We start from the raw sequence: 21,409 nt of genomic DNA on the forward strand, positions 1-21,409 counted from the left end.
AATCCGTCTCGTTCAGCCAGGATCTGCTGGCCCATACCGAACGGCTGAAGGTGATTGCGGCGCTTTTGCCCGGCCCCTGGAACCCGGCGCTGGCGGCAAAGCAAATCGCCACGATCAGCCATCTCTCGGGCGGGCGGATCGCGGTCAATGTGGTCTCGGGCTGGTTCAGGGGCGAGTTCGCGGCGATCGGCGAGCCCTGGCTGGATCATGACGAGCGCTACCGCCGGTCCGAGGAATTCATCCGGGCGCTGCGCGGCATCTGGTCTGAGGAAAGCTTTACCTTCCGGGGCGATTTCTACCGCTTCAACGACTATAGCCTGAAGCCCAAACCCGTTGATCCGCAACCGGAAATCTTCCAGGGCGGCTCGTCGCGCGCGGCGCGCGACATGGCGGCACGGGTCTCGGACTGGTATTTCACCAATGGCAATACGCCGGAAGGGCTCGGCGCCCAGGTCGAAGACATCCGCACCAAAGCGGCGGCCAACGGGCATAAGGTGAAGGTCGGCATCAACGCCTTCGCCATCGTGCGCGAGACCGAAGCCGAGGCCCAGGCGGTGCTGCGCGAGATCATCGCGAAGGCCAATCCCGAAGCCGTCCGGGGCTTTGCCGGACAGGTGGTCAATGCCGGCCGCGCCAGCCCCGAGGGCGAGGGCAACTGGGCGAAATCCTCACTCGAGGACCTCGTGCAATATAATGACGGCTTCCGCCCGAACCTGATCGGCACACCCGACCAGGTCGCCGAACGCATCACCGGCCTGAAAGAGGCCGGCGCCGACCTCGTGCTGCTGGGCTTCCTGCATTTCCAGGAAGAGGTCGAATACTTCGGCAAACACGTCCTCCCCCGCGTCCGCGCCATCGAAGCCCGCAAAAAACAAACCCTCGCCGCCGAATAACGCGGCGCCCTTCCCTCCGGAGACAGAAATGACAGGCCTTGCCCTGAGCGAACCGGCCCTGCAGCCGGAGCGGCGCAGCTTTGCGTCCCGGATCGCCCCCGTGACGCCGGTCACGGCCAGCGCCGCGCCTGCCTTGCAGCTCAGCGGCATTTCGCTGGCTTTTGGTGGCATCCGTGCGCTGAAAGACGTGTCCTTCGATGTTCGCCCCGGCGAGATCCGGGCGGTGATCGGGCCGAATGGGGCGGGGAAATCCTCGCTGGTCAATGTGATCAGCGGGCTCTACCGCGCCGACACTGGCCGGATCGTGCTTGGCGGCGAAAGCTTTGCCCATGTGCCGCCCGGGCGCCTCCCGGGCCTCGGGGTGGCGCGGACCTTCCAGAATCTTGCGCTGTTTCCGGGGCTGAGCGTGGCCGAAAACATCGCCTCCGGCCTTGTGTTCCGCAGGCCCGCCTTTGCCTGGCTGCCCTTTCTTCCGGCCTCACGGCGCGAGGGGCGGGCGACTGCGATCCGGGTGCGCGAGATCGCGGCATTCCTGGGGCTTGAGGCACATCTGCCGCGCCTGGTTTCGACCCTGCCCTTCGGCTTGCAAAAACAGGTGGAACTGGCCCGCGCCATGATCGCAGATCCGCGGCTTTTGCTGCTGGACGAGCCGATGGCCGGGCTGACCGGCACCGAGAAAGCCGCGATGGCGGCCCATATCCGCGCAATCCGCGACCGGCTTGGCCTGTCGGTGATCCTGATCGAGCATGACATCGGTGTCGTGATGGGGCTTTCCGACCGTATCGTCGTGCTCGACCATGGCGAGGTGATCGCAGATGGCCGCCCCGATGAGGTGCGCCGCGACCCGGAGGTGATCCGGGCCTATCTCGGGCCTGACGCCGCGCCACTGGCGGGGGCCGCGTGATGGACTGGTATGAATTTCTCTTCGTGATCGAGGTTGCGGTGGGCGGGCTGTTGTCGGGGGTGATGTACAGCCTTGTCGCCATCGGTTTCGTGCTGATCTACAAAACCTCGGGCGTGCTGAATTTCGCGCAAGGGGCGATGGTGCTGTTCGCGGCGCTGACCTTCGTGAGCCTGGTGGAGCGTGGGGTGCCCTTTGCCCTTGCCCTTGTGATCACGCTTTTGATCATGGGGCTGCTGGGGCTGGCGATTGAACGCACGGTGCTGCGCCCGCTGGCCAATCGCTCGCCGATGACGCTCTTCATGGCGACGCTGGGGCTGGCCTGGGTGATCGAAGGCGGCGCACAGCTGATCTGGGGCACCCAGGTCCATGCGCTGGATCTTGGCATCTCGAACGCGCCCTTCGAGATCGGCGGCATCTTCATCTCGAATTTCGACCTGGTGGCGGCGGCACTTGCGCTGGCGCTGGTCGTGGTCCTGACGAGCTTTTTCCGCTTCACCCGCACCGGGCTTTCTTTCCGCGCCGTGGCCGATGACACTTTCGCCGCAATTGCCATCGGGCTGAAACTGAACCGGATCCAGGCGGCGGTCTGGACCGCGGCCGGCGTGGTCGCACTGGTCGCCGGCCTTCTCTGGGGCGCGCGTCTCGGGGTTCAGTTCTCGCTGTCTCTCGTCGTGCTGAAAGCGCTGCCGGTGCTGGTGCTGGGCGGGTTCGACTCGGTCCCCGGCGCGATTGTCGCCGGGCTGATCATCGGCGCTTCCGAGAAACTCGCCGAAGTCTATCTTGGCCCCTATGTCGGCGGCGGGATCGAGGGCTGGTTCGCCTATGTCGTGGCGCTTGCGGTGCTGCTGATCCGGCCGCAGGGCCTCTTCGGCCGCAAGATCACCGAGAGGTTCTGAGCCATGTCACTCGCGGTTGAGGCGCCCGCGCGCCCGCTTCTCACTGGCCAGAGACTGGCGATCCTGGCCCTATTGGCCCTGGCATTCCTTGGCGTGCCGGCCTTCGCCTCGCCCTGGACGATTGAGGCGATCCTGCTGCCGTTCCTGGCGCTCTCGCTGGCGGGTCTGGGGCTTAATCTGCTCACGGGCTATGCGGGTCAGGTCTCGCTGGGGTCGGCTGCCTTCATGGCGGTCGGTGCCTATGCCGCGTTCAACATTCAGCTGCGGCTTGGCCTGCCTTTGCCGCTGACCTTCCTCTTCGCCTCGACCACGGCGGCGGCGGTGGGGGTGATCTTTGGCCTGCCATCCCTGAGGCTTAAGGGCTTTTACCTCGCAGTCTCGACCCTGGCGGCGCAGTTCTTCCTCCAATGGCTCTTCAACAAATTCGGCTGGTTCTCGAATTACAGCGCCTCGGGCGTGATCTCGGCCCCGGTCCTCGGCTTTGCCGGCATCACCTTTGACAGCCGCGAAAGCCGCTACCTGCTGGCGCTGACCACTGTCACCCTCATCACCATCTTCGTCCATCGCCTGGTGAACGGCCCGGCCCGCATCAACCTGATCGCCGTGCGCGACAATGAGACCGCCGCTAAGGTCATCGGCGTGCCCGTTTTGCGCACCAAACTGGCGGCCTTTGCATTGTCCTCAGCCATCATCGGGATTGCCGGGGTGCTGTGGTCTTTCACATATCTCAGGACCATCGAGCCCGAGGGGTTCAACCTCGACCGATCCTTCCAGATCCTGTTCATCGCGATCATCGGGGGGCTGGCGACCCTTCGCGGCGCTTTCCTTGGCGCCGGGCTGATCGTGGTCTTTCCGCTGCTGCTTTCACGCGGCTCGGCCTGGATCTTTGACGGCGGGCTGGATGCCGGCTCGGTCCAGCTGACGCAGCGCATCGTCCTTGGTGCAACGATCGTCACCTTCCTGATCCTCGAGCCGAACGGGCTCTCCTCCATTCTCGACCGGGTCACCGCCCGCGTCAGAAGCCTCATGGGCCGCACCTGAGCCGCGCGCCCGTCCCCTTTTAAACCGGAGCAATCATGTCCTTCTTCCGTCGCCTCGCGCCTGCCCTCCTGGCCGCAACCATCCTGACGGGCGCTATCGCCCCCGCCCATGCGGATGAGCAGTTCTTCCCGCTGCAATCCTATCGCGTCGGCCCCTATGCCGCCGGTGGCACCGGGTTTTTCGGTGGCTTCATCGACTATCTGACCCTGATCAATGACCGCGACGGCGGCGTGAATGGTGTGAGACTGACCTGGGCCGAGGGCGAGACCGAATATGAGGTCGAAAAGGGCGTCGAGGTCTATCAGCGCCTGAAATCCACCCCCGGCATCGCCGCCTGGAACCCGCTTTCGGTGGGCATCGCCTATGCCATGATCGACGGCGTGACCGAAGACAAGGTACCGCTCCTGACGGTGAACCATGGCCGCACCGATACCACAGATGGCCGCGTCTTTCCTTACGTCTTCCCGCTTCTGCTGAACCCCTGGTCGGAAAGCTCGGGCATCGTGAATTACATCGCCGCGAAAGAAGGCGGGCTCGAGGCGCTGAAGGGCAAGAAGATCGTCGTCCTTTATCACGGCTCGCCCTATGGCAAGGAAACCATCCCGATCTATGAGCTGCTGGCCGAGAAATACGGCTTTCAGCTGATCCAGATCGAGGTGCCGCATCCGGGATCCGAGCAACAGGCGCAATGGCTGCAGATCCGGCGGGAGCGCCCGGATTATGTCGTGCTGCGCGGCTGGGGCGTGATGAACCCGGTGGCGCTGACCACGGCGCAGAGGAACGGCTTCCCCGCCGACAGGATCATCGGCAATGTCTGGTCGAATTCCGAGGAAGACGTGCTTCCGGCCGGTGAGGCCGCGATTGGCTATACTGCCATCACCACCCAGGCCTCGGGCCAGGACTATCCGGTGCTGAAAGAGGTGATCGCCGGGGTCTATGACAAAGGCCAGGGCAACCTGTCGGACAAGGCGCGGATCGGCTCGGTCTACCACAATCTCGGCATCGTCAACGGCATCCTGAATGTCGAGGCGATCCGCATCGCCCAGGCCAGGTTCGGCAACCGGACCCTGACCGGTGACGAGGTCCGCTGGGGATTTGAGCATCTCCGGCTGTCCCCGGAACGGGTGAAGGAACTTGGCGCCGAAGGGTTGTTCCATTCGATCAACGTCACCTGGGACAACCACGAGGGCGAAGGCTACGTCACCTTCCAGCAATGGGATGGCAAGAAATGGAACGTGGTCTCGGACTGGATCGCGCCGGACTGGGCCTTGCTGCGCCCGATCATCGAGGCGTCCTCCGAAGCCTATGCCAAAGAAAAAGGTCTGACGATCCGCACCGAGGCCGATGTTGACACGGTGATCGGCCCGAACTGACCCTGAAGCGGCCCCGGATAACCGGGGCCGCCATTCCCGAAAGGTGCCGCCATGTCTGACGTGATTTTGCAATTCGACGACGTATCGGTGCGCTATTCCGGTTCGATCACTGCGCTGAGCGGGGTCAGCCTGACAGTCCGCCAGGGCGAGATCGCGGCGCTCCTGGGCGCGAATGGCGCGGGCAAGACAACGCTGCTGAAAGCGGCATCGAACCTTTTGCCGGCCGAACGCGGCCGCATCACCGGCGGGCGCATCACCTTCCGGGGCGAAGATGTGACCCGCAAAAGCCCCGATGACCATATCCGAAAGGGCCTCGTTCCGGTGCTGGAGGGGCGGCGGCTCTTCAAATCGCTGACCATCGAGGAAAACCTGATCACCGGCGGCATCGGCGCCGGTCTGTGCCAGTCTGCGATCCGCCAGGGCCTTGATCAGGTCTATGAATTCTTCCCGCGCCTGCGCGAACGCCGCCAGTCGCGCGCCGGCCTCACCTCGGGGGGCGAGCAACAGATGGCCGCCATCGGGCGCGGGCTGATGGCGCGCCCGACGGTTTTCCTGCTCGATGAGCCTTCGATGGGGCTTGCCCCGCTGGTGGTGGCCGAGATTTTCGCGACGCTGGCGCGGCTGAACCGCGAGACCGGGCTGACGATCCTGGTGGCGGAACAAAACTCCTCGGTCGCGCTGAAACACGCGCTGCATGCGGTGGTGATCGAGAACGGGCGTTCGACCATCTCCGGCCTTGCTGCCGATCTGGCCAGCCGCGAGGATATCCGCGAGGCCTATCTTGGCGGCGCGGTGCCCGCCTCCTGACCAAAGCGCCGCATCCTTTCGCGGTTTTGGCGATCGGCGGTCCGGGGCATCCCGCTGATCCAGGGCGCAGACACATTTCCGGATGACAATTGCCCGCGCAAGTCTGTACCGGCGAGATCAGGCAAGCACATGACCGGGATGTCGCATTTGCCCCGCCGCCGCGCCTCGCGGGCGAGGCCGCGACATTTGACCTGCGCAACGGCCCGCTTAACCAGATGCTATTCGTCGCCCCACGGGAGCAAAGCCAAAGGAAAAGGGCAGCACCGGCGACCGGCACTGCCCTTCCCTGTCTCAGCGGACCAGGGTTCCGGTCAGAAATGAACCGACCGTGCGAGGCCCGGCTTTTCCAGCGGCGGCGCGAAACGGGTCAGGTCGATGCCCTCGACCGCTTCCTTATACTCCTCGGCCGAAGGGGTGCGCCCGAGGATCGCGGAAAGCACCACAACCGGGGTCGAGGCCAGCAGGCTCTCGCCCTTTTTCTCGGCGGAGTCTTCGACCACGCGGCCCTGGAAGAGGCGTGTCGAGGTTGCCAGCACAGTATCGCCCTTCTCGGCCTTTTCCTGGTTCCCCATGCAAAGGTTGCAGCCCGGGCGTTCGAGATAGAGGATATTCTCATATTCGGTGCGGTTTTTCGTCTTCGGCAGCAGGTCGTCGAATTCAAAACCGGAATAGCGCTGGAGGATCTCCCAGTCGCCCTCGGCCTTCAGCTCGTCGATGATGTTATAGGTGGGGGCCGCGACGACCAGAGGCGCTTTAAACTCCACCTTACCCTTTGCTTTCTCGACGTTTTTCAGCATCTTGGCGACGATCTTCATATCGCCCTTATGCACCATGCACGAGCCCACAAAGCCCAGATCCACCTTCTTCGTGCCGCCGTAATAGGACACGGGCCGGATGGTGTCATGGGTATAGCGGCGCGAGACATCGGCATTGTTGACATCGGGGTCGGCGATCATCGGCTCGTCGATGATGTCGAGATCGACCAGAACTTCGGCGAAGTATTTCGCGTTGTCATCCGGGGTCAGCGCGGGCTTCTCGCCCGAGCGGATCTCGAAGACGCGGGCATCGGCCCTGGCGATCAGACCGGCCAGCACCTGCGCCGCATTGTCCATGCCTTTGTCGATCATGATCTGGATGCGCGATTTCGCGATCTCGAGGCTTTCGATCAGGGTCTCGTCTTCCGAGATACAGATCGAGGCCTTGGCCTTCATCTCGGCCGTCCAGTCGGTGAAGGTAAAGGCCTGGTCCGCCAGAAGCGTGCCGATATGAACCTCGATGATGCGGCCCTGGAAGACGTTGTCGCCATGCTGTTTCAGCATCTGGGCCTGGGTCGCGTGCACCACATCGCGGAAATCCATCCAGGGCTTCATCTTGCCCCGGAAGGTGACTTTCACCGATTGCGGGATCGGCATCGTCGCCTCGCCGGTCGCCAGTGCCAGCGCCACGGTGCCGCTGTCTGCGCCAAAGGCCACGCCTTTCGACATGCGGGTATGGCTGTCACCGCCGATGATGATTGCCCAGTCATCCACGGTGATGTCATTCAGCACCTTATGGATCACATCGGTCATCGCGTGATAGACGCCCTTCGGGTCGCGCGCGGTGATCACCCCGAAATTGTTCATGAATTTCATGAGTTTCGGAATATTCTCCTGGGCCTTTTTATCCCAGACCGATGCCGTATGGCAGCCCGACTGATAGGCGCCATCGACCAGCGGCGAAATGACGGTCGCCGCCATCGCCTCCAGCTCCTGCGCGGTCATCAGGCCCGTTGTATCCTGGGAGCCGACGATATTCACCTTAACCCGCACGTCAGATCCTGCATGCAGGATCTTGCCCGGGCTGACGCCGACCGCATTGCGATTGAAGATCTTTTCAACCGCGGTCAGGCCCTGGCCCTCAACGCTGATCTCTTTGTTCGGAGCGAAGACCGGCACCGCCTCGACGCCGAGGGTCTGGGCGGCGAATGTCTGCAGTTTCTTGCCGAAAACGATGGCGTAGGACGACCCCGCCTTCATGAATTCCATCTTCTGCGGCGTGAAAGACCCTGCCACATCGACCAGCTCATCGCCCGAAGCCGATTTCAGTTTGCGGTTTTTGACATCGATGTTCAGAACCGTACCGGTCTCGACCGAATATTTCTGTTCGAGGATCGGGTTGCCGTCATTGTTCAGGATCGGCTTGCCATTCTCATCGGTCTTTTTGACCCAGTTCTTCAGGTTGATCCCGATGCCGCCGGTCACATCGACCGTGGTCGCGAAAATCGGCGAAATGCCATTGGTGCCCGCCACCACGGGCGCGAAATTGACGAAGGGCACATAGGGGCTCGACTGTTTGCCGGTCCAGAGTGCCACATTGTTCACGCCCGACATCCGGGAAGACCCCACGCCCATGGTGCCTTTTTCCGCGATCATCATCACGCGGGCATCGGGATGCGCCTTTTGCAGCGCGACGATCTCGGCCTGGGCGGCCGGCGTGATCATGCACTGACCATGCAATTCGCGGTCAGACCGCGAATGCGCCTGGTTGCCGGGGGACAAGAGGTCCGTCGAAATATCGCCTTCGGCGGCGATGAAGGTCACGACCTTGATCTCATCCTCGACCGGCGGCAGTTTGGTGAAGAATTCGGCCTGGGCATAGCTTTCCAGCACCGATTTCGCGACCGGATTGCCCGCCTTATAGGCATCGCGCAGGCGGAACATATCGGCGTCATAAAGGAAGACCTGGGTCTTCAGCACCTCGCCTGCTTTCGCGGCGATGGCGGCGTCCGTCCCAAGCGCCACATCCAGCAGCACCTCGACCGAGGGTCCGCCCTTCATATGCGACAACAGCTCCAGTGCAAAATCAGGGGTGATTTCGGGAACGACCGTCGCACCGGTCACGATCTTCTTCAGGAAAGCCGCCTTGACGCCTGCCGCACTGGTGGTGCCGGGAAGCGTGTTGTAGATGAAAAATTTGAGGGAATCGTCCCGATACGCATTGCCCGGCACTTCGATCTGGGTGATCAGCTCGGCCACCAGCGCGCCATCATCGATGGGCTTGGGGTGCAGCCCCTGGGTCTTACGGGTTTCGATCTCGGTTAGGTAGTCTGTGTACAAGCTCATGACGATCCCTGCGATTCCATGGTGCGACAAGCTGGAACACCGGTCTCTCAGAAGTTCGCACAGAAACTCTGGCAGGCGGCGGCGAGCCTATTGTATGCAATTGTATGCCGAACATGGTCCGGTTTCAAGCGCTGTTATTCTGCCAGTGCGAAAGACCTTTCCGCAAGAGCAGTATGGGGGCTTTGAGGCGGATGCTGCGGATTGCTGGCACTGGCGGTGGCGTTATGCCAAAGCTATGGGCCAGACCTGAGCCAATGCCGTGGCTCTCACCTGCCCCCGACCTGAGCCCGGACCCCGCCTGATGCCCTTCGTGAATGACCAGAGCCCAAAGGCTGACGGCTGGCAACTCCGGCTCTGGCTCTGGCTCAGGCCGCTTTTGCAGCCGCTGATGCGCCGGGTCCTGCGAAAGCGCCTGGCGCAGGGGCGCGAGGATCCGCAGCGAATGGGCGAGAAACTGGGCGAAGCCACCCTGCCCCGCCCGCCGGGCCGCCTTGTGTGGCTGCATGCGGTCGGGCTTGGCGAGGTGATGGCTCTGCGCCCGCTGATCGCGCAGATGCGGGGCCTGGCGCCGGATCTGCGGTTTCTGATCACCTCGACCGCGCGGTCTTCGGCGGGGGTGATCGGGCAGAACCTTCCCGAAGGCGCGGAGCATCAGTTCCTGCCGCTGGACGGGCCGGATTTCGGCGCGCGGTTTCTGGATCACTGGCAGCCGTCGCTGTCGGTATGGTCGGAACAGGATCTCTGGCCTGGCCTGATCTGCGACACCGCCCGGCGTGGCATTCCGCTGGCCTGGGTCAATGCGCGGATGAATGACGGGAGCCTGAAAAAACGCCGCCGCCTGCGCGGGCTCTACCGCGATGTCATGGCGCGTTTCGCCCTGATCGAGGCACAGGATGCCCGCAGCGCCGCGAACCTGCGCAAGCTGGGCGCGACCTTTGTACGCGAAGGCCATTCGCTGAAACCCGCCGCCGAACCGCTGGGCGTCGACCTAAATGCGCTGACCGCGCTGCAGGCCACGCTGGCGGGGCGCCGCATCATCATCGCCGCCTCGACCCATCCCGCCGATGAGGCGGTGCTGATCCCTGCCTTCCGCGACATCGCCGCGCAGGATCCTGCCGCTTTGCTGATCCTCGCACCGCGCCTGCCCGCGCGCGCGGATGAGATCGCCGCCGCGCTTGACGCGGCGCATCTCAGCCATGCGCGGCGCAGCCTGGGCGAGACCCCCTGGCCCGCCACCCGGGTCTGGCTTGCCGACACGTTCGGCGAGCTGGGCCTCTGGTATCGCCTCGCCACCCGCGCCTTTATCGGCGGGGCGATGGGCGAGACCGGCGGTCATAATCCGTGGGAGGCGGTCTGCCTTGGCCTGCCCGTGATCCACGGGCCGAATGTGGCGAATTTCGCCCATGACTATGCCGGGCTTCACGCCGCCGGCCTTGCCACCGAAATGCCGCCCGATCCGGATGCCCTGAGCGCCGCCCTTGCCGCGCCCCTGACGGACGCCGCCGCAAAGGCGGAAACCCTTGTCAGCGAGGCCCGCGCCGCGCTGCAGCCGCTCGCCGCCGATCTGGTCGCCCTGATCGGAGACAGCCCATGATCCTGCATCTCTTCCTGATCCTCTGGCGGCTTTTGTGGATTCCGCTTCTGCCGCTTTTGCTGGTCTATCTCTGGCGGCGCGGGCGCCGCGATCCCGATTACACCCGCCACCTGGCCGAGCGCTTCGGCATCTATTCCCGTCCGCTGCCGCAGGGCGCGATCTGGTTTCACGCCGTAAGCCTTGGCGAGACGCGCTCGGCCACCGCGCTGATCCGCCTGTGCCTTGCGCGCGGAGACCAGGTCGTACTGACCCATTTCACCCCTGCCGGAAGGCGCGAATCCGCCCGGCTTTTCGCACCCGAGATCGCCTCGGGTCAGCTCGCGGCGGTCTGGGTGCCGCTGGATATGTTCTGGTGCTGGCGCCGGTTTTTCCGGGCCTGCCGCCCCCGGATCGGGCTGACCCTGGAGATCGAGATCTGGCCCGCGATGATCTTTGCAGCGCGGCGCGCGGGCGTGCCTTTGTTCATGTGCAATGCGCAATACCCCTCGCCCTCGCTGGCGCGTGACAGCAAGGGGCTGAGGCTGCGGCAAAGAGTAATCCGGGGCTTTGCCGGGGCTTTCGTGAAATCCGACCTGCAAAAATCACGGTTTGAAAGCATCGGCCTCGACAATATCACCGTCACCGGCGAGCTGCGGTTCGATCAGCCGCTGCCGCCCGGCCTTGATGAAGCCGCAAGCGCCATCCGCGCAGCCATCGGCCAGGGGCGCGAAATCATCACCATCGCCAGCGGCGTCGAGGTCGAGGAGCCGCTTTATACCGATGTCATTCTCCGTCTTCGGGACGCAGCGCGAAGCGCCTCCCGCCCGGCCCCGTTCTTCATCTATGTCCCGCGCGCGCCCGAACGCTTTTCAGCCGTCTGTGACGGGCTGACCGCGGCCGGGCTGCGGGTGATCCGTCGCAGCACGGCATTGCCGCCCGAGCCTGCTGGTTTTACCTCCTTCCCCGGCGGTGATTACAGCGGCACCGATATCCTTCTCGGCGACAGCCTGGGCGAGATGTTCTTCTGCCTCGCCCCGGCGGACCGGGTCGTGGTCGGCGGCGGCTTCAACCCGCGCGGCGCACATAATATTTCCGAGGCGCTGATGCTGATGAAGCCGGTGGTCACCGGCCCCTGGACCTGGACCATCGAATTCCCGTTCGAAGAGGCCGCCTTTGCCGGGGTCGCGGTCAGTCTGGGCGACCAGGCCGACGCGCCCCCCGCACTTGCGGACAGGCTGACCGCCGCGCTGTCGCAGCCCGACCAGACTGATCCGGCGCAGATCCGGGCCTTCCTCGATCAGCAGCAGGGCGCCAGCGCACGAACCCTTGCGGCGATTGACCTGGTGCTGGCCGCTGGCACATCGCGTCAGACCGGATAAATCCTCTTTCCCCCCACTATGGGAGCAGATTTCACCTGCCCGCCCCCTGCGAAGCGCCTGGGATATTTTCTTGCGCGACAGGGACATGGCCGCAAGAATGGCGTGTCGCGCGGCGTGAGACCCGCATCAGCCCATACCCAAGCCAGATGGCCAGGAAAGAGGACCCGACCATGCTTCCGCCCCCCCAGCACCCCACCCTGAGAGGGCTGCTTGCCGCCCTGACCTTTGCCACAGTCGCCGCCCCCGGATTTGCGCTTGCGCAGAGCACGGTATCCGAGGCCCAGATCCTCGCCGGCCCCTGTGCCAGCTGCCACGGCCCCGCCGGCCAGTCGCCGGGCGCCATCCCCTCGATCGCCGGTCTCACGGAAGCCGATTTGACGGCGAAACTGACCGCGTTTCGCGACAGCCCGCCCGCGGGCACCACCGTCATGACCCGCCATATGAAAGGCTATGATGACGGTCAGATCGCCGCCCTGGCGAAGTATTTCGCGGAGGTGGAAGGATGAATACGACCCGCAGAACCCTCATCGCAGGCCTTGGCGCCGGCGCCGCCACTTTCGCGCTTCCTGGCCTGATCCGGGCGCAGAACGCCTCGGCACATGTCGTCGTCGTGGGCGGCGGCTTTGGCGGCGCCACGGCGGCGCGCTACCTGCGCCGCTACAGCCCCGATCTGAAAATCACCCTGGTCGAACCCTCGGAAACATTTGTCACCTGCCCGTTCTCGAACCTCTATCTCGGCGGGCTCCGGACCTGGGACAGCATCACCCATGGCTACGCCGCTCATAGCGCCGAGGGGATCGGGGTCATCCATGCCAGGGCCGAACAGATCGACGGCGCGGCGAAGAAAGTGACGCTCTCGGATGGCACTGTGCTGGATTATGACCGGCTTGTCCTGTCGCCGGGCATCGACATCAGATGGGGCGCGCTGGAGGGCTATGACGAGGCCGCGTCAGACCGCGCGCCGCATGCCTGGAAGGCCGGGCCACAGACGCAGCTGCTGAAATCGCAGCTCGAGGCGATGGAGGATGGCGGCACATTCGTGATGTCGATCACCGATGGTGCTTTCCGCTGCCCGCCGGGGCCCTATGAGCGTGCCTCGCTGGTGGCGCATTACCTGAAAACCAACAAGCCGAAATCGAAGATCCTGCTTCTGGACAGCAAAGAGACCTTCTCGAAACAGGGCCTCTTCAAACAGGGATGGGAGGCGCTTTACGGCGATATGATCGAATGGATCAGCGCCGATAATGACGGCAAGGTCGCAAAGGTCGATGCCGGTGCCCTGACGGTGGAGACCGCATTTGGTGTGACACATAAGGCCGATGTGCTGAATGTGGTGCCGCCGCAGAAAGCTGGCTGGATCGCGGACCGTGCCGGGGTCACCAATGACACCGGTTGGGTGCCGGTGAAGGGCAACACGTTCGAATCTGCGCAGGTGCCCGGGATCTATGTGGTCGGCGACGCCACCATCGCCGCCCCCATGCCGAAATCGGGTTTCTGTGCCAATGCGCAGGGCAAGATCGCGGCCGCCGCGATCATCGCCGATCTGGCAGGCGCCGCGCCGGCGCCGGCGAGTTTCGTCAACACCTGTTACAGCCTTGTAGGCCCGGAATGGGGGATCTCGGTCGCCGGGGTCTATTATTTCGACGGCGAGAAGCTCGCCGAGCGCGAAGGCTCCGGCGGGGTCAGCCCGCTTGAGGCCGATGCCAGCTTCCGCCAGGCCGAAGCGGTTTACGGCGCGGGCTGGTATGCCTCGATCAGCGCCGATACCTGGGGTACGGTATGAGGGCATAAACAGGTTAAGGACGGCTCAATGGATGCGGTAACTCTCGGTCTGGGTCTCGGCTTTGTGTTCGGGGTCGCGGCCAGGGCGGGGAAGTTCTGCCTCCTGCGGGGAATGAAAGGGCTGATGGGCGGGGGGGATCTCTCGCCCCTTCGCGCATTCGCGCTGGCACTGGCGGTGGCGATTTCCGGCACCCAGGCACTGAATTTCCTCGGGCTGACCGATCTGTCGCGCTCGCTGCCGTTGCGGGGGTCGTTTGCCGCAGGCGGGCTCTTCATCGGCGGCGCGATTTTCGGGCTGGGCATGGTGCTGGCCAATGCCTGTGGCGCGCGCGCGCTGGTCTTGCTGGCAGGGGGCAATCTGCGGTCGCTTCTGGTGCTGTTATGCCTTGGGCTGGCGGCCCAGGCCAGCCTGACCGGCGTATTAGCCCCCTGGCGCCAGACGCTGCAACTGGGCCAGATCAGCCCTGAAGCGCTGAGCCTGACCGGGCTCCTGCGCGGGTTTGGCCTTTCGCCGATGATCGCGCTTATGCTGGCGGCGGGCCTGCCGGTGCTGACCCTGATCTGGTTCGCGCGCCCGGTTTTCAAACGGCCGGTCGAGGCGTTTTCTGCCCTTCTGATCGGGCTTTGCGTGGTCGCGGGCTGGTGGATCAGTTTCACCACCGATGACCCGTTCGACCCGAAAATCCTGTCTTCCATCAGCTTTGTCGCGCCCATGGGCGAAGGGCTTTTGTGGCTGATGTTGTCCTCAGGCCGCGCGGTCGCCTTCGGCCTCGCCGTGGTCGGAGGCACGCTCGCGGGAGCCTTCCTCACCGCGCTTGTCACCCGCAGCTTTGCGCTGGAAAGTTTCACCTCGGGAAGCCATTCCCTTATTGCCGCCCTTGGAGGAATTTTGATGGGCTTTGGCGGCGTTCTTGCAATGGGTTGTTCTATCGGGCAAGCTTTGAGCGGTGTCTCGACACTTTCGCTGGCCAGTCTGGTCGCAAGCGCCGGTATTCTCGCGGGGATTGTGGCTGGTCTGGCTGTGATGCGCCAGACAACTCTCGGGAGGAGTTCCAGCCAATGATAAAAAGCCCGCATTTCACCCGCCGCAAATTGCTGACCGCCGCGCCGTCACTGGCGCTTCTGACCGGGATCGGCGGGGCCGCCCTGGCCGCGCCCGAAGGTCTGACATCCGAGACGCTCCTGATGTCGCGCCAGGGCAAGGGCCCGAGGATCGTCATTTGTGGCGGCGGCTGGGGCGGGCTTTCTGCCGCGCGCCATCTGCGCGAAGAACTCCCCGAGGCCGAGATCATCCTGCTGGAGAGGAACCCGATCTTCTGGTCCTGCCCGATGTCGAACAAATGGCTGATCGACGTGGTCGATACCGCCTTCCTGACCCAGGACCTGCTGCGCCCGGCGCAGAAATGGGGCTATTCCCTCGTGCAATGCGAGGTGACGAATATCGACCGGGCGGCAAAGACCGTCCATACTTCAAAGGGCAAGGTCGATTACGATTTCCTGATCCTCGCCGGGGGGATCCGCAACGCCTATGAGGCCTGGTTCGGCGAGGACCGACAGGCCGCCGAATATACCCGCCAGAATTTCGGATCAGCCTATATCCCGAACTCCGAGCATCTCGCGCTGAAAAACAAGATCCACAATTTCAAGGGCGGCACCATCGTGATGACGCTGCCGCCGCCACCGCATCGCTGCCCGCCCTCGCCCTATGAGCGCGCCTGCGTGATGGCCTGGCATTTCAAGGTAAACAAGATCCCGGCGAAGATCCTCATCCTTGATCCGAAACCGCAAATCGCGCCGATCGGCGCCGGCTATAAAGCGGCGTTTGAGGAGCTTTACCCCGATATCATCACCCATGTGCCGAATGCGAAGGTGAAAGAGGTCGATCCCTATAACAAGCGGATCATGACCGAGGCCGGGGATTTCGACTTTGACGATGCGGTCTTCATGCCGCCGCATCAGGCGTCAGACATGGTCTGGTATGCCGACCTGATCGGCAAGGGTGAAGACGGCAGGCCGACCGGCTGGGCCGATATGGATCCACGTTTCTTCACCGCGCGGGGCGATGACAGCGTCTATATCATCGGGGATTCCATGGGCGCGATTTCCCCGCATTTCGGCCATTACCCGAAATCGGGCCATGTCGCGAACTATATCGGGCGGATCGTGGCCGGGAATATCGGCCAGCGGGTCAGGGGCGAGGATGTGGTGGCGGAACTGCCCGATAATCTGTGCTATATGCTGGTGAATGGCGATCCGCAGGAGGCGATCTCGGTCGAGTTCACCTATGCGGTCGGCCAGGACGGTCTGGTACATCAGACGCAGATCGACATCGATGTGCGGACACCAGATCTCATGGCCGAGGATTTTGTCTGGATTGATGGGATGTTCAATGACTTCCTGCGCTGAACTGAACCGCCGTCAGGTGATGATCATGGGGACAGCAATGGGGGCGGCGCTTGGCGTCTCGCCGCTTCTGGGAACGGCCGCGGCAGCACAAAGCTCGACCGCAGCCGCACGCGCCGATACCGCCGAATCCGACCGCATCGCGGCGGACTTCATCGGCGCGGCGGACGCGGTGAGCGAGGGCCTCGCGCTTGACCTGCCGGCTCTTGGCGACAACCCTTCGGCGGTGCCGGTGCGGGTGCATGTAACGGAAGCAATCACCGATGACAGCTGGTGTGAGGAACTGATCGTGCTGGCCGAGCGGAACCCGATGCCGCTGGCCTGCCGGTTCCGCTTTTCTCAGGCCAGTGGTGCGGCAGATGTGGCGGTCAGGCTGCGGCTGATCGAGACGATGCATGTGCGCGCGCTGGCGCGGATGAAGGATGGCCGGGTGTTCGACACCCGCGGCCAGATCACCGTCGCCGCCGGCGGCTGCGGCCTTTAAGGAGGGCATAAGATGGCAAATCCCCCCCGGATCTGGCTGAGCAATGAGACGCCCGCAAAAGATGAGATCGTCCGGGTGCGCGCCCAGGTCGTGCATATCATGGAAAGCGGTCTGCGCCTTGATGCGGCAGGCGCCCCGATCCCTCGCGACACGCTGACGCGGTTCGAGGCCAGGCTGGGGGAGACCCTGGTGCTGGACTGGTTGCCGGAAACGGCAATCTCGCAAAATCCCTATATCGAGTTCACCTTCAAAGCGCGCGAAAGCGCTGTGCTGAAAATGACCTGGACCGATCAGCATGGTGTCCTCGCAGAGGCCGGGCGACAGATCACCCTATCCTGACGCCGCGCCCGGCACGAGGCCGGTTTCTGCACAGAAACCGGCCCGGAATTTTACTTAAAATTCCGGTCGCGCGGGTGAAGCGGTTACGCTTTTTCGACAAGCCGGCCGAGGACGCGGCCACCGAGGATATGCAGGTGATAATGCGGCACTTCCTGCATGCCTGACGTGCCGGCATTGGTGATGGCGCGGTAGCCTTCCGGCCCGGAAAGCCCCAGATCGGCGATCACTTTCGCGACCGTGCGGTGGAAATCGATGATCTCGGCCTCTGGCGCCTCAGCGGCGAAATGGTCGAAATTGACATAGGCGCCTTTTGGAATCGCCAGCACATGCACCGGCGCATGCGGCGCGATGTCGTGAAACACCAGCGTATGCGCGCTTTCCGCCACGGTCTTGTTCGGGATCTCACCGCGCAGGATGCGGGCGAAAATATTCTGCGGATCGTAATTCCAGCTCATGGGCAGGCTCCGGTTTGGAAAAATTGCGGATCTTCAGTCCACAAAGAGATAGGATGTGCCGGCGATTTCTTCCGCCTCGCTCAGCGGGATGCCGAAGAAATCCTGCAAGACCCGGGCATTCTCTGCCGCCGTGCCGCGCTGGCGGATGCGGTGGAATTCGGGGAAGTCATTCTCGCGTATACGGTCACTCTCGAATTTCACGTCATAGCGGATGGTCGGCAACAGCCGCTCCAGCGTCTCGCGCGGAGAACTGGTCCCAGCCAGCCCCACCCGTTTCGCATGCCCGATCAGATAGTCATCGGTGAAATCGCAGTCGATCTCAAGGAGTTTCACCCGCGCCTTGTCATTGTAGAAATCCTGCATCAGTTCGACCGAGGCCGGGTCGATGCAGAAGACCAGCCGGTCGGTCTGCCAATAGTCGTACAGCATCCGGACGAGCGCACGCCGGTGCCGCGTGCGTTTCTCCAGCGTCGACTGGATGCCCCCCAGATCAGGCAAGGGCGTGCTGTCCTCATTGAAGAGGTAATCCACGGCCTGGAGGCTGCTGACATTCCGCGCGCGTTCGACCAGCCGTTTTGCCACATGCCATTTCTTGCAGGTGACCATCATCAGCGTGCGTTCGCGCCCGAGGCTGGCCTCGGTTTCCCAGAACCGCTGGGCGTAGCGCCGCCCCACCCTGCCGCGCGCGCTCAGGAAGCGGAACAGACTGCGCCCCTCATCCGAGATATGAAAGGTTTTGCCTTTTTGCGCATAGAGATCGCCAAGCCGCGCCCTCAGATCGGTGGCTTCCGGGCTGACCTTGCGCGCGAAGAGATAATCCTGGCTTAAGAGCAGGTCATAATGGTCGTTATAGAAGACCACCGGCATCCCGTAATCGGTGAACAGAAGGAAGGTCAGGGTCCGGGTGCGGATCTCGTTTTCCGGCACGATATGATGCACGAGGGTCTGGAAGAAGGTCTCATCCGGGATCCAGGTCGTGCGGAAAAACCGCATCACATCCCGGCGCCTGCGCATGAAATCCAGCAAGGCCTCGACGGTGCGGCGGCGCAGACACCACCACTGGCTGCCGATCTGCATCACCAGATCGGCGGGGATCTTACGTTCCAGCCCGAGCCGCTTTTGCCATTCCAGTGACCGGTAGAACCAGGTCTTGCTGCTGCGTTCATTGAACCAGTGGCGATAGATCAGCCGCTCTTCCCTGATGCCGGTCTTGATCCAGTCCGAGCGGAAGAAATCGAAGCTCTCGATATAATCCACATCCGCACGGCCGAGGACGTCATGGGCATATTCCGCCGTCTTGACCGGCATGCAATCGCCCGAGAGCATGTAGAAATGCGTGGCTCTGGGGAAGGCCGCGACCGCCGCGCGCAGGGCAAGCAGCGTGGCCTCGACAAGGCTCCATTCACCCCAGCCACAACGGATGCGCCGTTTCGCGAAAACCACCAGCGGATTGCCGGCAAGCGCCATGCGCAGCTGATCGAAATCGGCCTGCGACGAGCTCGCGTCGAAATGGATGGCGATGCAATCCCCGGCAGCGGTCAGCCGCTCTGCCTGGGCGATGATCCCGGCAGGATCTTTGTGACATAACAGGATATAGGCAATCGTCGCCATGGGTCTCGTCTTACTGTGCCGCCGGCTTTGCGGGCCGGCGCTACGCTCTTACCAGACTATCTGATAAAGGGCTTCATACTTCCTTGAAAAGGTCGGATTTCTTTGCTTTTTCCAGGCGAAGCTCTTGTGGTACATCCCGGCACCTGGCACGCATGCCCGCAGGGGTATTTTTGTGGTGGGCCCGGAACGGGGCATCGCGCTGCAGTTCGGAAAAAGGATGATGTGAATGGGCTTTCCCGGCACCTGGATGACCGAAAGTGAAAGCGTGGTTTACCGCGTGGTGCCGAAATGCGCCTGTTCGACCATTGGTCAGATCATGTTCTATTCCGATCATGGCCGCTTCTTTGACGGCGATATCCATGATGCCACCGCCGATATGCATAAATGGGCGCTGGAGGCGAGCCAGCCAAAGATCGAGGCCAATGTGAAGGCGCATAAGAGCTATGCCTTCACCTGCGTTCGGAATCCCTATACCCGGATCCTGTCGTCGTTTTTCGACAAGATCTGCGGCATTCAAAGGAATGGCCGCCGCTACCGGGGCAATCTGGTGCCGCTTCTGATCCAGAAATACGGGATCGAGGTCGGCGGCGAGGACGGCAAGCAGGAGTTCGACCAGATCAGGAGCTTCCGCCGGTTCCTTTTGTTCGCGCGCGACACCATCCGCTGGAAAAAACCAATGGAGCCGGATATTCACTGGTCAGCCATGGCCGGCCATGTCTCGACCTTTATCGTGAATGGCGGCCGCTATGACCGCATCGTCTTTACCGAGAAATTCAACGAAGGCATGCAATCGGTGCTCGACAGGATCGAGGTCGCACATCCCGTCGATCTGAAAACCATCCCGCGTTTTAACGAATCCGAAGGTCACGGGCCGAAACGCCTGCACCCGGTCGAAGATTATTTCGACGATCTCTCGATGCATCTGATGTGGGAGATCTACAAACGCGACTTCCAGCTCTTCCGCTATGATTTCGACAATCCCGGCAACAAGTTGCCAAAGGACGAGGTCGATCTTGACGAGGTTCACGCCAAGCTGGGGAACTGAGGCCCGCCCCCCCTCGGGCATCGCCCCTCAGCGGCGGCACCGTTCAGGAAACCCAGTCCCGGGCGTGTCCTCAGGGTCCGGTTTTCAGGTAATCGCCGCCGATCATCACATTGCCCGCAGCGTCGAGAAAGATCATCTGGACCAGATCCGGGCTGCCATTCTCAAAGCTGCGGATGACGGTGCCATTCTCAACCCGGTAGCGCCCCGATTGCGCCGAGCTGCTGCTGCCGGCATAGCCGCCGCTCTCGAAACTGGCGCTTGCACCGCCGAAGCTGTCATAGCTCCAGCGCCCGTCCGGCGCGAAATAAAGCGTGCTGGAAAATGTGGTGCCGCCGGTGATCCCGCTGCCCGGGGAAAACCCGGTATGGGAAAAGCTCTCGATCCTGCCGTTGATTTTTGTGCCATCGGGCAATGTCTGCACCCGGGTGCAGGTCGCACTGTCTGTGCAGTCAAAGCCCTGTTCCATATCGCCCTGCGCGATGCTGCGCGTGTCGCTTTGCCCATCGGCATAGTCCAGCAGCAGCTGATCCCCCCGGATCCGGTAATTGCCAAAGGACATATCCCCTGCCCTGAGCGCCGCCGCGCGGTCAAAGCTCTGCAGCCCGCCTGGCGGGGTGCCATCGTAGAATGTGCCATCCTTCCAGAAGACAAAGATCTCGCTTTCAAGCGTCATCTTCATCATCATGTCGATCCCGAGCGACCAGCGGGTGCCGGTGCCCTGCCAGACGCCGGAGATCCCGCCCGGATCAGGCGCACCCAGAAGCGGGGCTGCCCCTTCGGTCAGATAGCGCGCCGTGAGGATCATCGGCACGATGTCGCGGGCGAAAATCTCCATACTGGCGGCAATCCGCGCCTCATCCCGGCTGTCGGCCTCGAAGCCATAGAATTCGGTGCGATCCGCGATTTCGACCGCCAGCAGGATCTGCACATCGCGCCCCGATTTCAGCGCCTGCATCGCGACCTTGTGGCGGCCCTCCTGCGAAAGCGATACCTCGCCGATCCGCTCCGGCTCCGGCTCGTCCGGGTCCAGAAACAGCCGCAGATTGCGCGCCAGAAGCTTGTCCGGTGCACCGGTCTTCACCTGCGAGCGCGCGATCCACATCCGGCAGAATTCGCATTCGTCATCGGGCAGGCGCGACCAGAGGGTCAGGGTGCCATTGGCCTCGCGCTGGCCCATGCTCCAGCCTTCGGGCAGGGTGAAGATGGTGTTCCCGTGCTGGCGCAGCTCGGCCCGCGCGGCCGCGGCTGGCAGCGTCAGGGCAACAGCGATCAGGAGGGATTTCAGCAGCATCGGGCACCCGGGATCAGGCAGGGATGCGGCAA

General features: G+C 63.2%; 19 protein-coding genes. 15 read left to right on the forward strand and 4 right to left on the reverse strand.

Annotation, left to right across the window (positions count from 1 at the left end; genetic code table 11):
* The 6 genes from sfnG to JC607_RS10960 all read left to right on the forward strand — a co-directional run.
* The coding region (gene sfnG / locus JC607_RS10935) for a dimethylsulfone monooxygenase SfnG (RefSeq protein WP_198836961.1) at nt 1-893 on the forward strand (893 nt) is incomplete at its 5' end.
* Between the two features lie 28 nt (nt 894-921).
* Nucleotides 922-1,797, forward strand: coding sequence for an ABC transporter ATP-binding protein (locus JC607_RS10940; RefSeq protein WP_198836962.1), 876 nt, complete (start codon nt 922-924; stop codon nt 1,795-1,797).
* Entirely contained in the window at nt 1,797-2,693 is an 897-nt protein-coding gene (locus tag JC607_RS10945) for a branched-chain amino acid ABC transporter permease (protein ID WP_198836963.1), read from the forward strand. The genes JC607_RS10940 and JC607_RS10945 overlap by 1 nt, the downstream gene beginning before the upstream one ends.
* Nucleotides 2,694-2,696: 3 nt before the next feature.
* Nucleotides 2,697-3,734, forward strand: coding sequence for a branched-chain amino acid ABC transporter permease (locus JC607_RS10950; RefSeq protein WP_198836964.1), 1,038 nt, complete (start codon nt 2,697-2,699; stop codon nt 3,732-3,734).
* Nucleotides 3,735-3,769: 35 nt separating this feature from the next.
* Entirely contained in the window at nt 3,770-5,107 is a 1,338-nt protein-coding gene (locus tag JC607_RS10955; RefSeq protein ID WP_198836965.1) for an ABC transporter substrate-binding protein, read from the forward strand.
* Between the two features lie 51 nt (nt 5,108-5,158).
* Nucleotides 5,159-5,914 carry an ABC transporter ATP-binding protein gene (locus JC607_RS10960; protein ID WP_198836966.1) on the forward strand — a complete coding sequence of 252 codons (756 nt, stop codon included), beginning with the start codon at nt 5,159-5,161 and terminating at the stop codon, nt 5,912-5,914.
* A 311-nt stretch (nt 5,915-6,225) separates the two neighbouring features.
* On the opposite strand, the gene JC607_RS10965 is transcribed toward JC607_RS10960, so the two are convergent.
* Nucleotides 6,226-9,015, reverse strand: coding sequence for a bifunctional aconitate hydratase 2/2-methylisocitrate dehydratase (locus tag JC607_RS10965; RefSeq protein WP_198836967.1), 2,790 nt, complete (start codon nt 9,013-9,015; stop codon nt 6,226-6,228).
* Nucleotides 9,016-9,316: 301 nt separating this feature from the next.
* Here JC607_RS10965 and JC607_RS10970 point away from each other — a divergent pair, with 301 nt between their 5' ends.
* The 8 genes from JC607_RS10970 (at nt 9,317) to JC607_RS11005 (ending at nt 16,975) form a co-directional block, all read left to right on the forward strand.
* Entirely contained in the window at nt 9,317-10,609 is a 1,293-nt protein-coding gene (locus JC607_RS10970) for a 3-deoxy-D-manno-octulosonic acid transferase (RefSeq protein WP_198836968.1), read from the forward strand.
* Nucleotides 10,606-11,967 (forward strand): 3-deoxy-D-manno-octulosonic acid transferase, encoded by a 1,362-nt coding sequence (locus JC607_RS10975; protein ID WP_198836969.1) that lies wholly within the window; start codon nt 10,606-10,608, stop codon nt 11,965-11,967. The genes JC607_RS10970 and JC607_RS10975 overlap by 4 nt, the downstream gene beginning before the upstream one ends.
* 170 nt (nt 11,968-12,137) lie before the next feature.
* Nucleotides 12,138-12,473, forward strand: coding sequence for a c-type cytochrome (locus JC607_RS10980; protein ID WP_198836970.1), 336 nt, complete (start codon nt 12,138-12,140; stop codon nt 12,471-12,473).
* The gene (locus tag JC607_RS10985) at nt 12,470-13,750 is read left to right on the forward strand and encodes an NAD(P)/FAD-dependent oxidoreductase (protein WP_198836971.1); all 1,281 of its coding nucleotides are present in this window, start codon (nt 12,470-12,472) and stop codon (nt 13,748-13,750) included. Before JC607_RS10980 ends, JC607_RS10985 begins: the two co-directional genes overlap by 4 nt.
* A 27-nt stretch (nt 13,751-13,777) precedes the next feature.
* On the forward strand, nt 13,778-14,812 hold the full coding sequence (locus JC607_RS10990; RefSeq protein ID WP_198836972.1) for a YeeE/YedE family protein: 1,035 nt from the start codon (nt 13,778-13,780) through the stop codon (nt 14,810-14,812).
* On the forward strand, nt 14,809-16,155 hold the full coding sequence (locus JC607_RS10995; protein WP_198836973.1) for an FAD-dependent oxidoreductase: 1,347 nt from the start codon (nt 14,809-14,811) through the stop codon (nt 16,153-16,155). The genes JC607_RS10990 and JC607_RS10995 overlap by 4 nt, the downstream gene beginning before the upstream one ends.
* Nucleotides 16,139-16,636: a thiosulfate oxidation carrier protein SoxY gene (locus JC607_RS11000; RefSeq protein ID WP_198836974.1), complete on the forward strand. Its 498-nt coding sequence runs from the start codon at nt 16,139-16,141 to the stop codon at nt 16,634-16,636. The genes JC607_RS10995 and JC607_RS11000 overlap by 17 nt, the downstream gene beginning before the upstream one ends.
* Nucleotides 16,637-16,648: 12 nt before the next feature.
* Complete coding sequence (locus JC607_RS11005) at nt 16,649-16,975, forward strand: thiosulfate oxidation carrier complex protein SoxZ (protein ID WP_198836975.1); 327 nt, start codon at nt 16,649-16,651, stop codon at nt 16,973-16,975.
* Nucleotides 16,976-17,058: 83 nt separating this feature from the next.
* Here the strand turns inward: JC607_RS11005 and JC607_RS11010 are convergent, their stop codons facing one another.
* On the reverse strand, nt 17,059-17,430 hold the full coding sequence (locus JC607_RS11010; protein ID WP_198836976.1) for an HIT domain-containing protein: 372 nt from the start codon (nt 17,428-17,430) through the stop codon (nt 17,059-17,061).
* 33 nt (nt 17,431-17,463) lie between these two features.
* Nucleotides 17,464-19,041, reverse strand: coding sequence for a DUF5928 domain-containing protein (locus JC607_RS11015; protein WP_198836977.1), 1,578 nt, complete (start codon nt 19,039-19,041; stop codon nt 17,464-17,466).
* 226 nt (nt 19,042-19,267) lie between these two features.
* On the opposite strand from JC607_RS11015, the gene JC607_RS11020 reads away from it, so the two are divergent.
* Nucleotides 19,268-20,086 (forward strand): sulfotransferase family protein, encoded by an 819-nt coding sequence (locus JC607_RS11020; RefSeq protein ID WP_198836978.1) that lies wholly within the window; start codon nt 19,268-19,270, stop codon nt 20,084-20,086.
* Between the two features lie 70 nt (nt 20,087-20,156).
* Here JC607_RS11020 and JC607_RS11025 read toward each other — a convergent pair whose 3' ends face one another.
* A complete protein-coding gene (locus JC607_RS11025; RefSeq protein ID WP_198836979.1) occupies nt 20,157-21,377 on the reverse strand; it encodes a hypothetical protein in 1,221 nt (406 codons plus the stop codon).
* Nucleotides 21,378-21,409: the final 32 nt, after the last annotated feature.

Origin of the sequence: Paracoccus sp. IB05 (assembly GCF_016405985.1) — a bacterium.
GTDB lineage: Bacteria > Pseudomonadota > Alphaproteobacteria > Rhodobacterales > Rhodobacteraceae > Pseudogemmobacter.

Bases quoted from the DNA above. Each gene is read 5' to 3' on its own strand.
- JC607_RS10955 (WP_198836965.1), top strand. From the start codon at position 3,770: ATGTCCTTCTTCCGTCGCCTCGCGCCTGCCCTCCTGGCCGCAACCATC.
- JC607_RS11025 (WP_198836979.1), bottom strand. From the start codon at position 21,377: ATGCTGCTGAAATCCCTCCTGATCGCTGTTGCCCTGACGCTGCCAGCC.
- JC607_RS11000 (WP_198836974.1), top strand. From the start codon at position 16,139: ATGACTTCCTGCGCTGAACTGAACCGCCGTCAGGTGATGATCATGGGG.
- JC607_RS10965 (WP_198836967.1), bottom strand. From the start codon at position 9,015: ATGAGCTTGTACACAGACTACCTAACCGAGATCGAAACCCGTAAGACC.
- JC607_RS10990 (WP_198836972.1), top strand. From the start codon at position 13,778: ATGGATGCGGTAACTCTCGGTCTGGGTCTCGGCTTTGTGTTCGGGGTC.
- JC607_RS10945 (WP_198836963.1), top strand. From the start codon at position 1,797: ATGGACTGGTATGAATTTCTCTTCGTGATCGAGGTTGCGGTGGGCGGG.
- JC607_RS11015 (WP_198836977.1), bottom strand. From the start codon at position 19,041: ATGGCGACGATTGCCTATATCCTGTTATGTCACAAAGATCCTGCCGGG.
- JC607_RS10960 (WP_198836966.1), top strand. From the start codon at position 5,159: ATGTCTGACGTGATTTTGCAATTCGACGACGTATCGGTGCGCTATTCC.
- JC607_RS10980 (WP_198836970.1), top strand. From the start codon at position 12,138: ATGCTTCCGCCCCCCCAGCACCCCACCCTGAGAGGGCTGCTTGCCGCC.
- JC607_RS10985 (WP_198836971.1), top strand. From the start codon at position 12,470: ATGAATACGACCCGCAGAACCCTCATCGCAGGCCTTGGCGCCGGCGCC.
- JC607_RS10995 (WP_198836973.1), top strand. From the start codon at position 14,809: ATGATAAAAAGCCCGCATTTCACCCGCCGCAAATTGCTGACCGCCGCG.
- JC607_RS10970 (WP_198836968.1), top strand. From the start codon at position 9,317: ATGCCCTTCGTGAATGACCAGAGCCCAAAGGCTGACGGCTGGCAACTC.
- JC607_RS10940 (WP_198836962.1), top strand. From the start codon at position 922: ATGACAGGCCTTGCCCTGAGCGAACCGGCCCTGCAGCCGGAGCGGCGC.
- JC607_RS11005 (WP_198836975.1), top strand. From the start codon at position 16,649: ATGGCAAATCCCCCCCGGATCTGGCTGAGCAATGAGACGCCCGCAAAA.
- JC607_RS10950 (WP_198836964.1), top strand. From the start codon at position 2,697: ATGTCACTCGCGGTTGAGGCGCCCGCGCGCCCGCTTCTCACTGGCCAG.
- JC607_RS11020 (WP_198836978.1), top strand. From the start codon at position 19,268: ATGGGCTTTCCCGGCACCTGGATGACCGAAAGTGAAAGCGTGGTTTAC.
- JC607_RS10975 (WP_198836969.1), top strand. From the start codon at position 10,606: ATGATCCTGCATCTCTTCCTGATCCTCTGGCGGCTTTTGTGGATTCCG.
- JC607_RS11010 (WP_198836976.1), bottom strand. From the start codon at position 17,430: ATGAGCTGGAATTACGATCCGCAGAATATTTTCGCCCGCATCCTGCGC.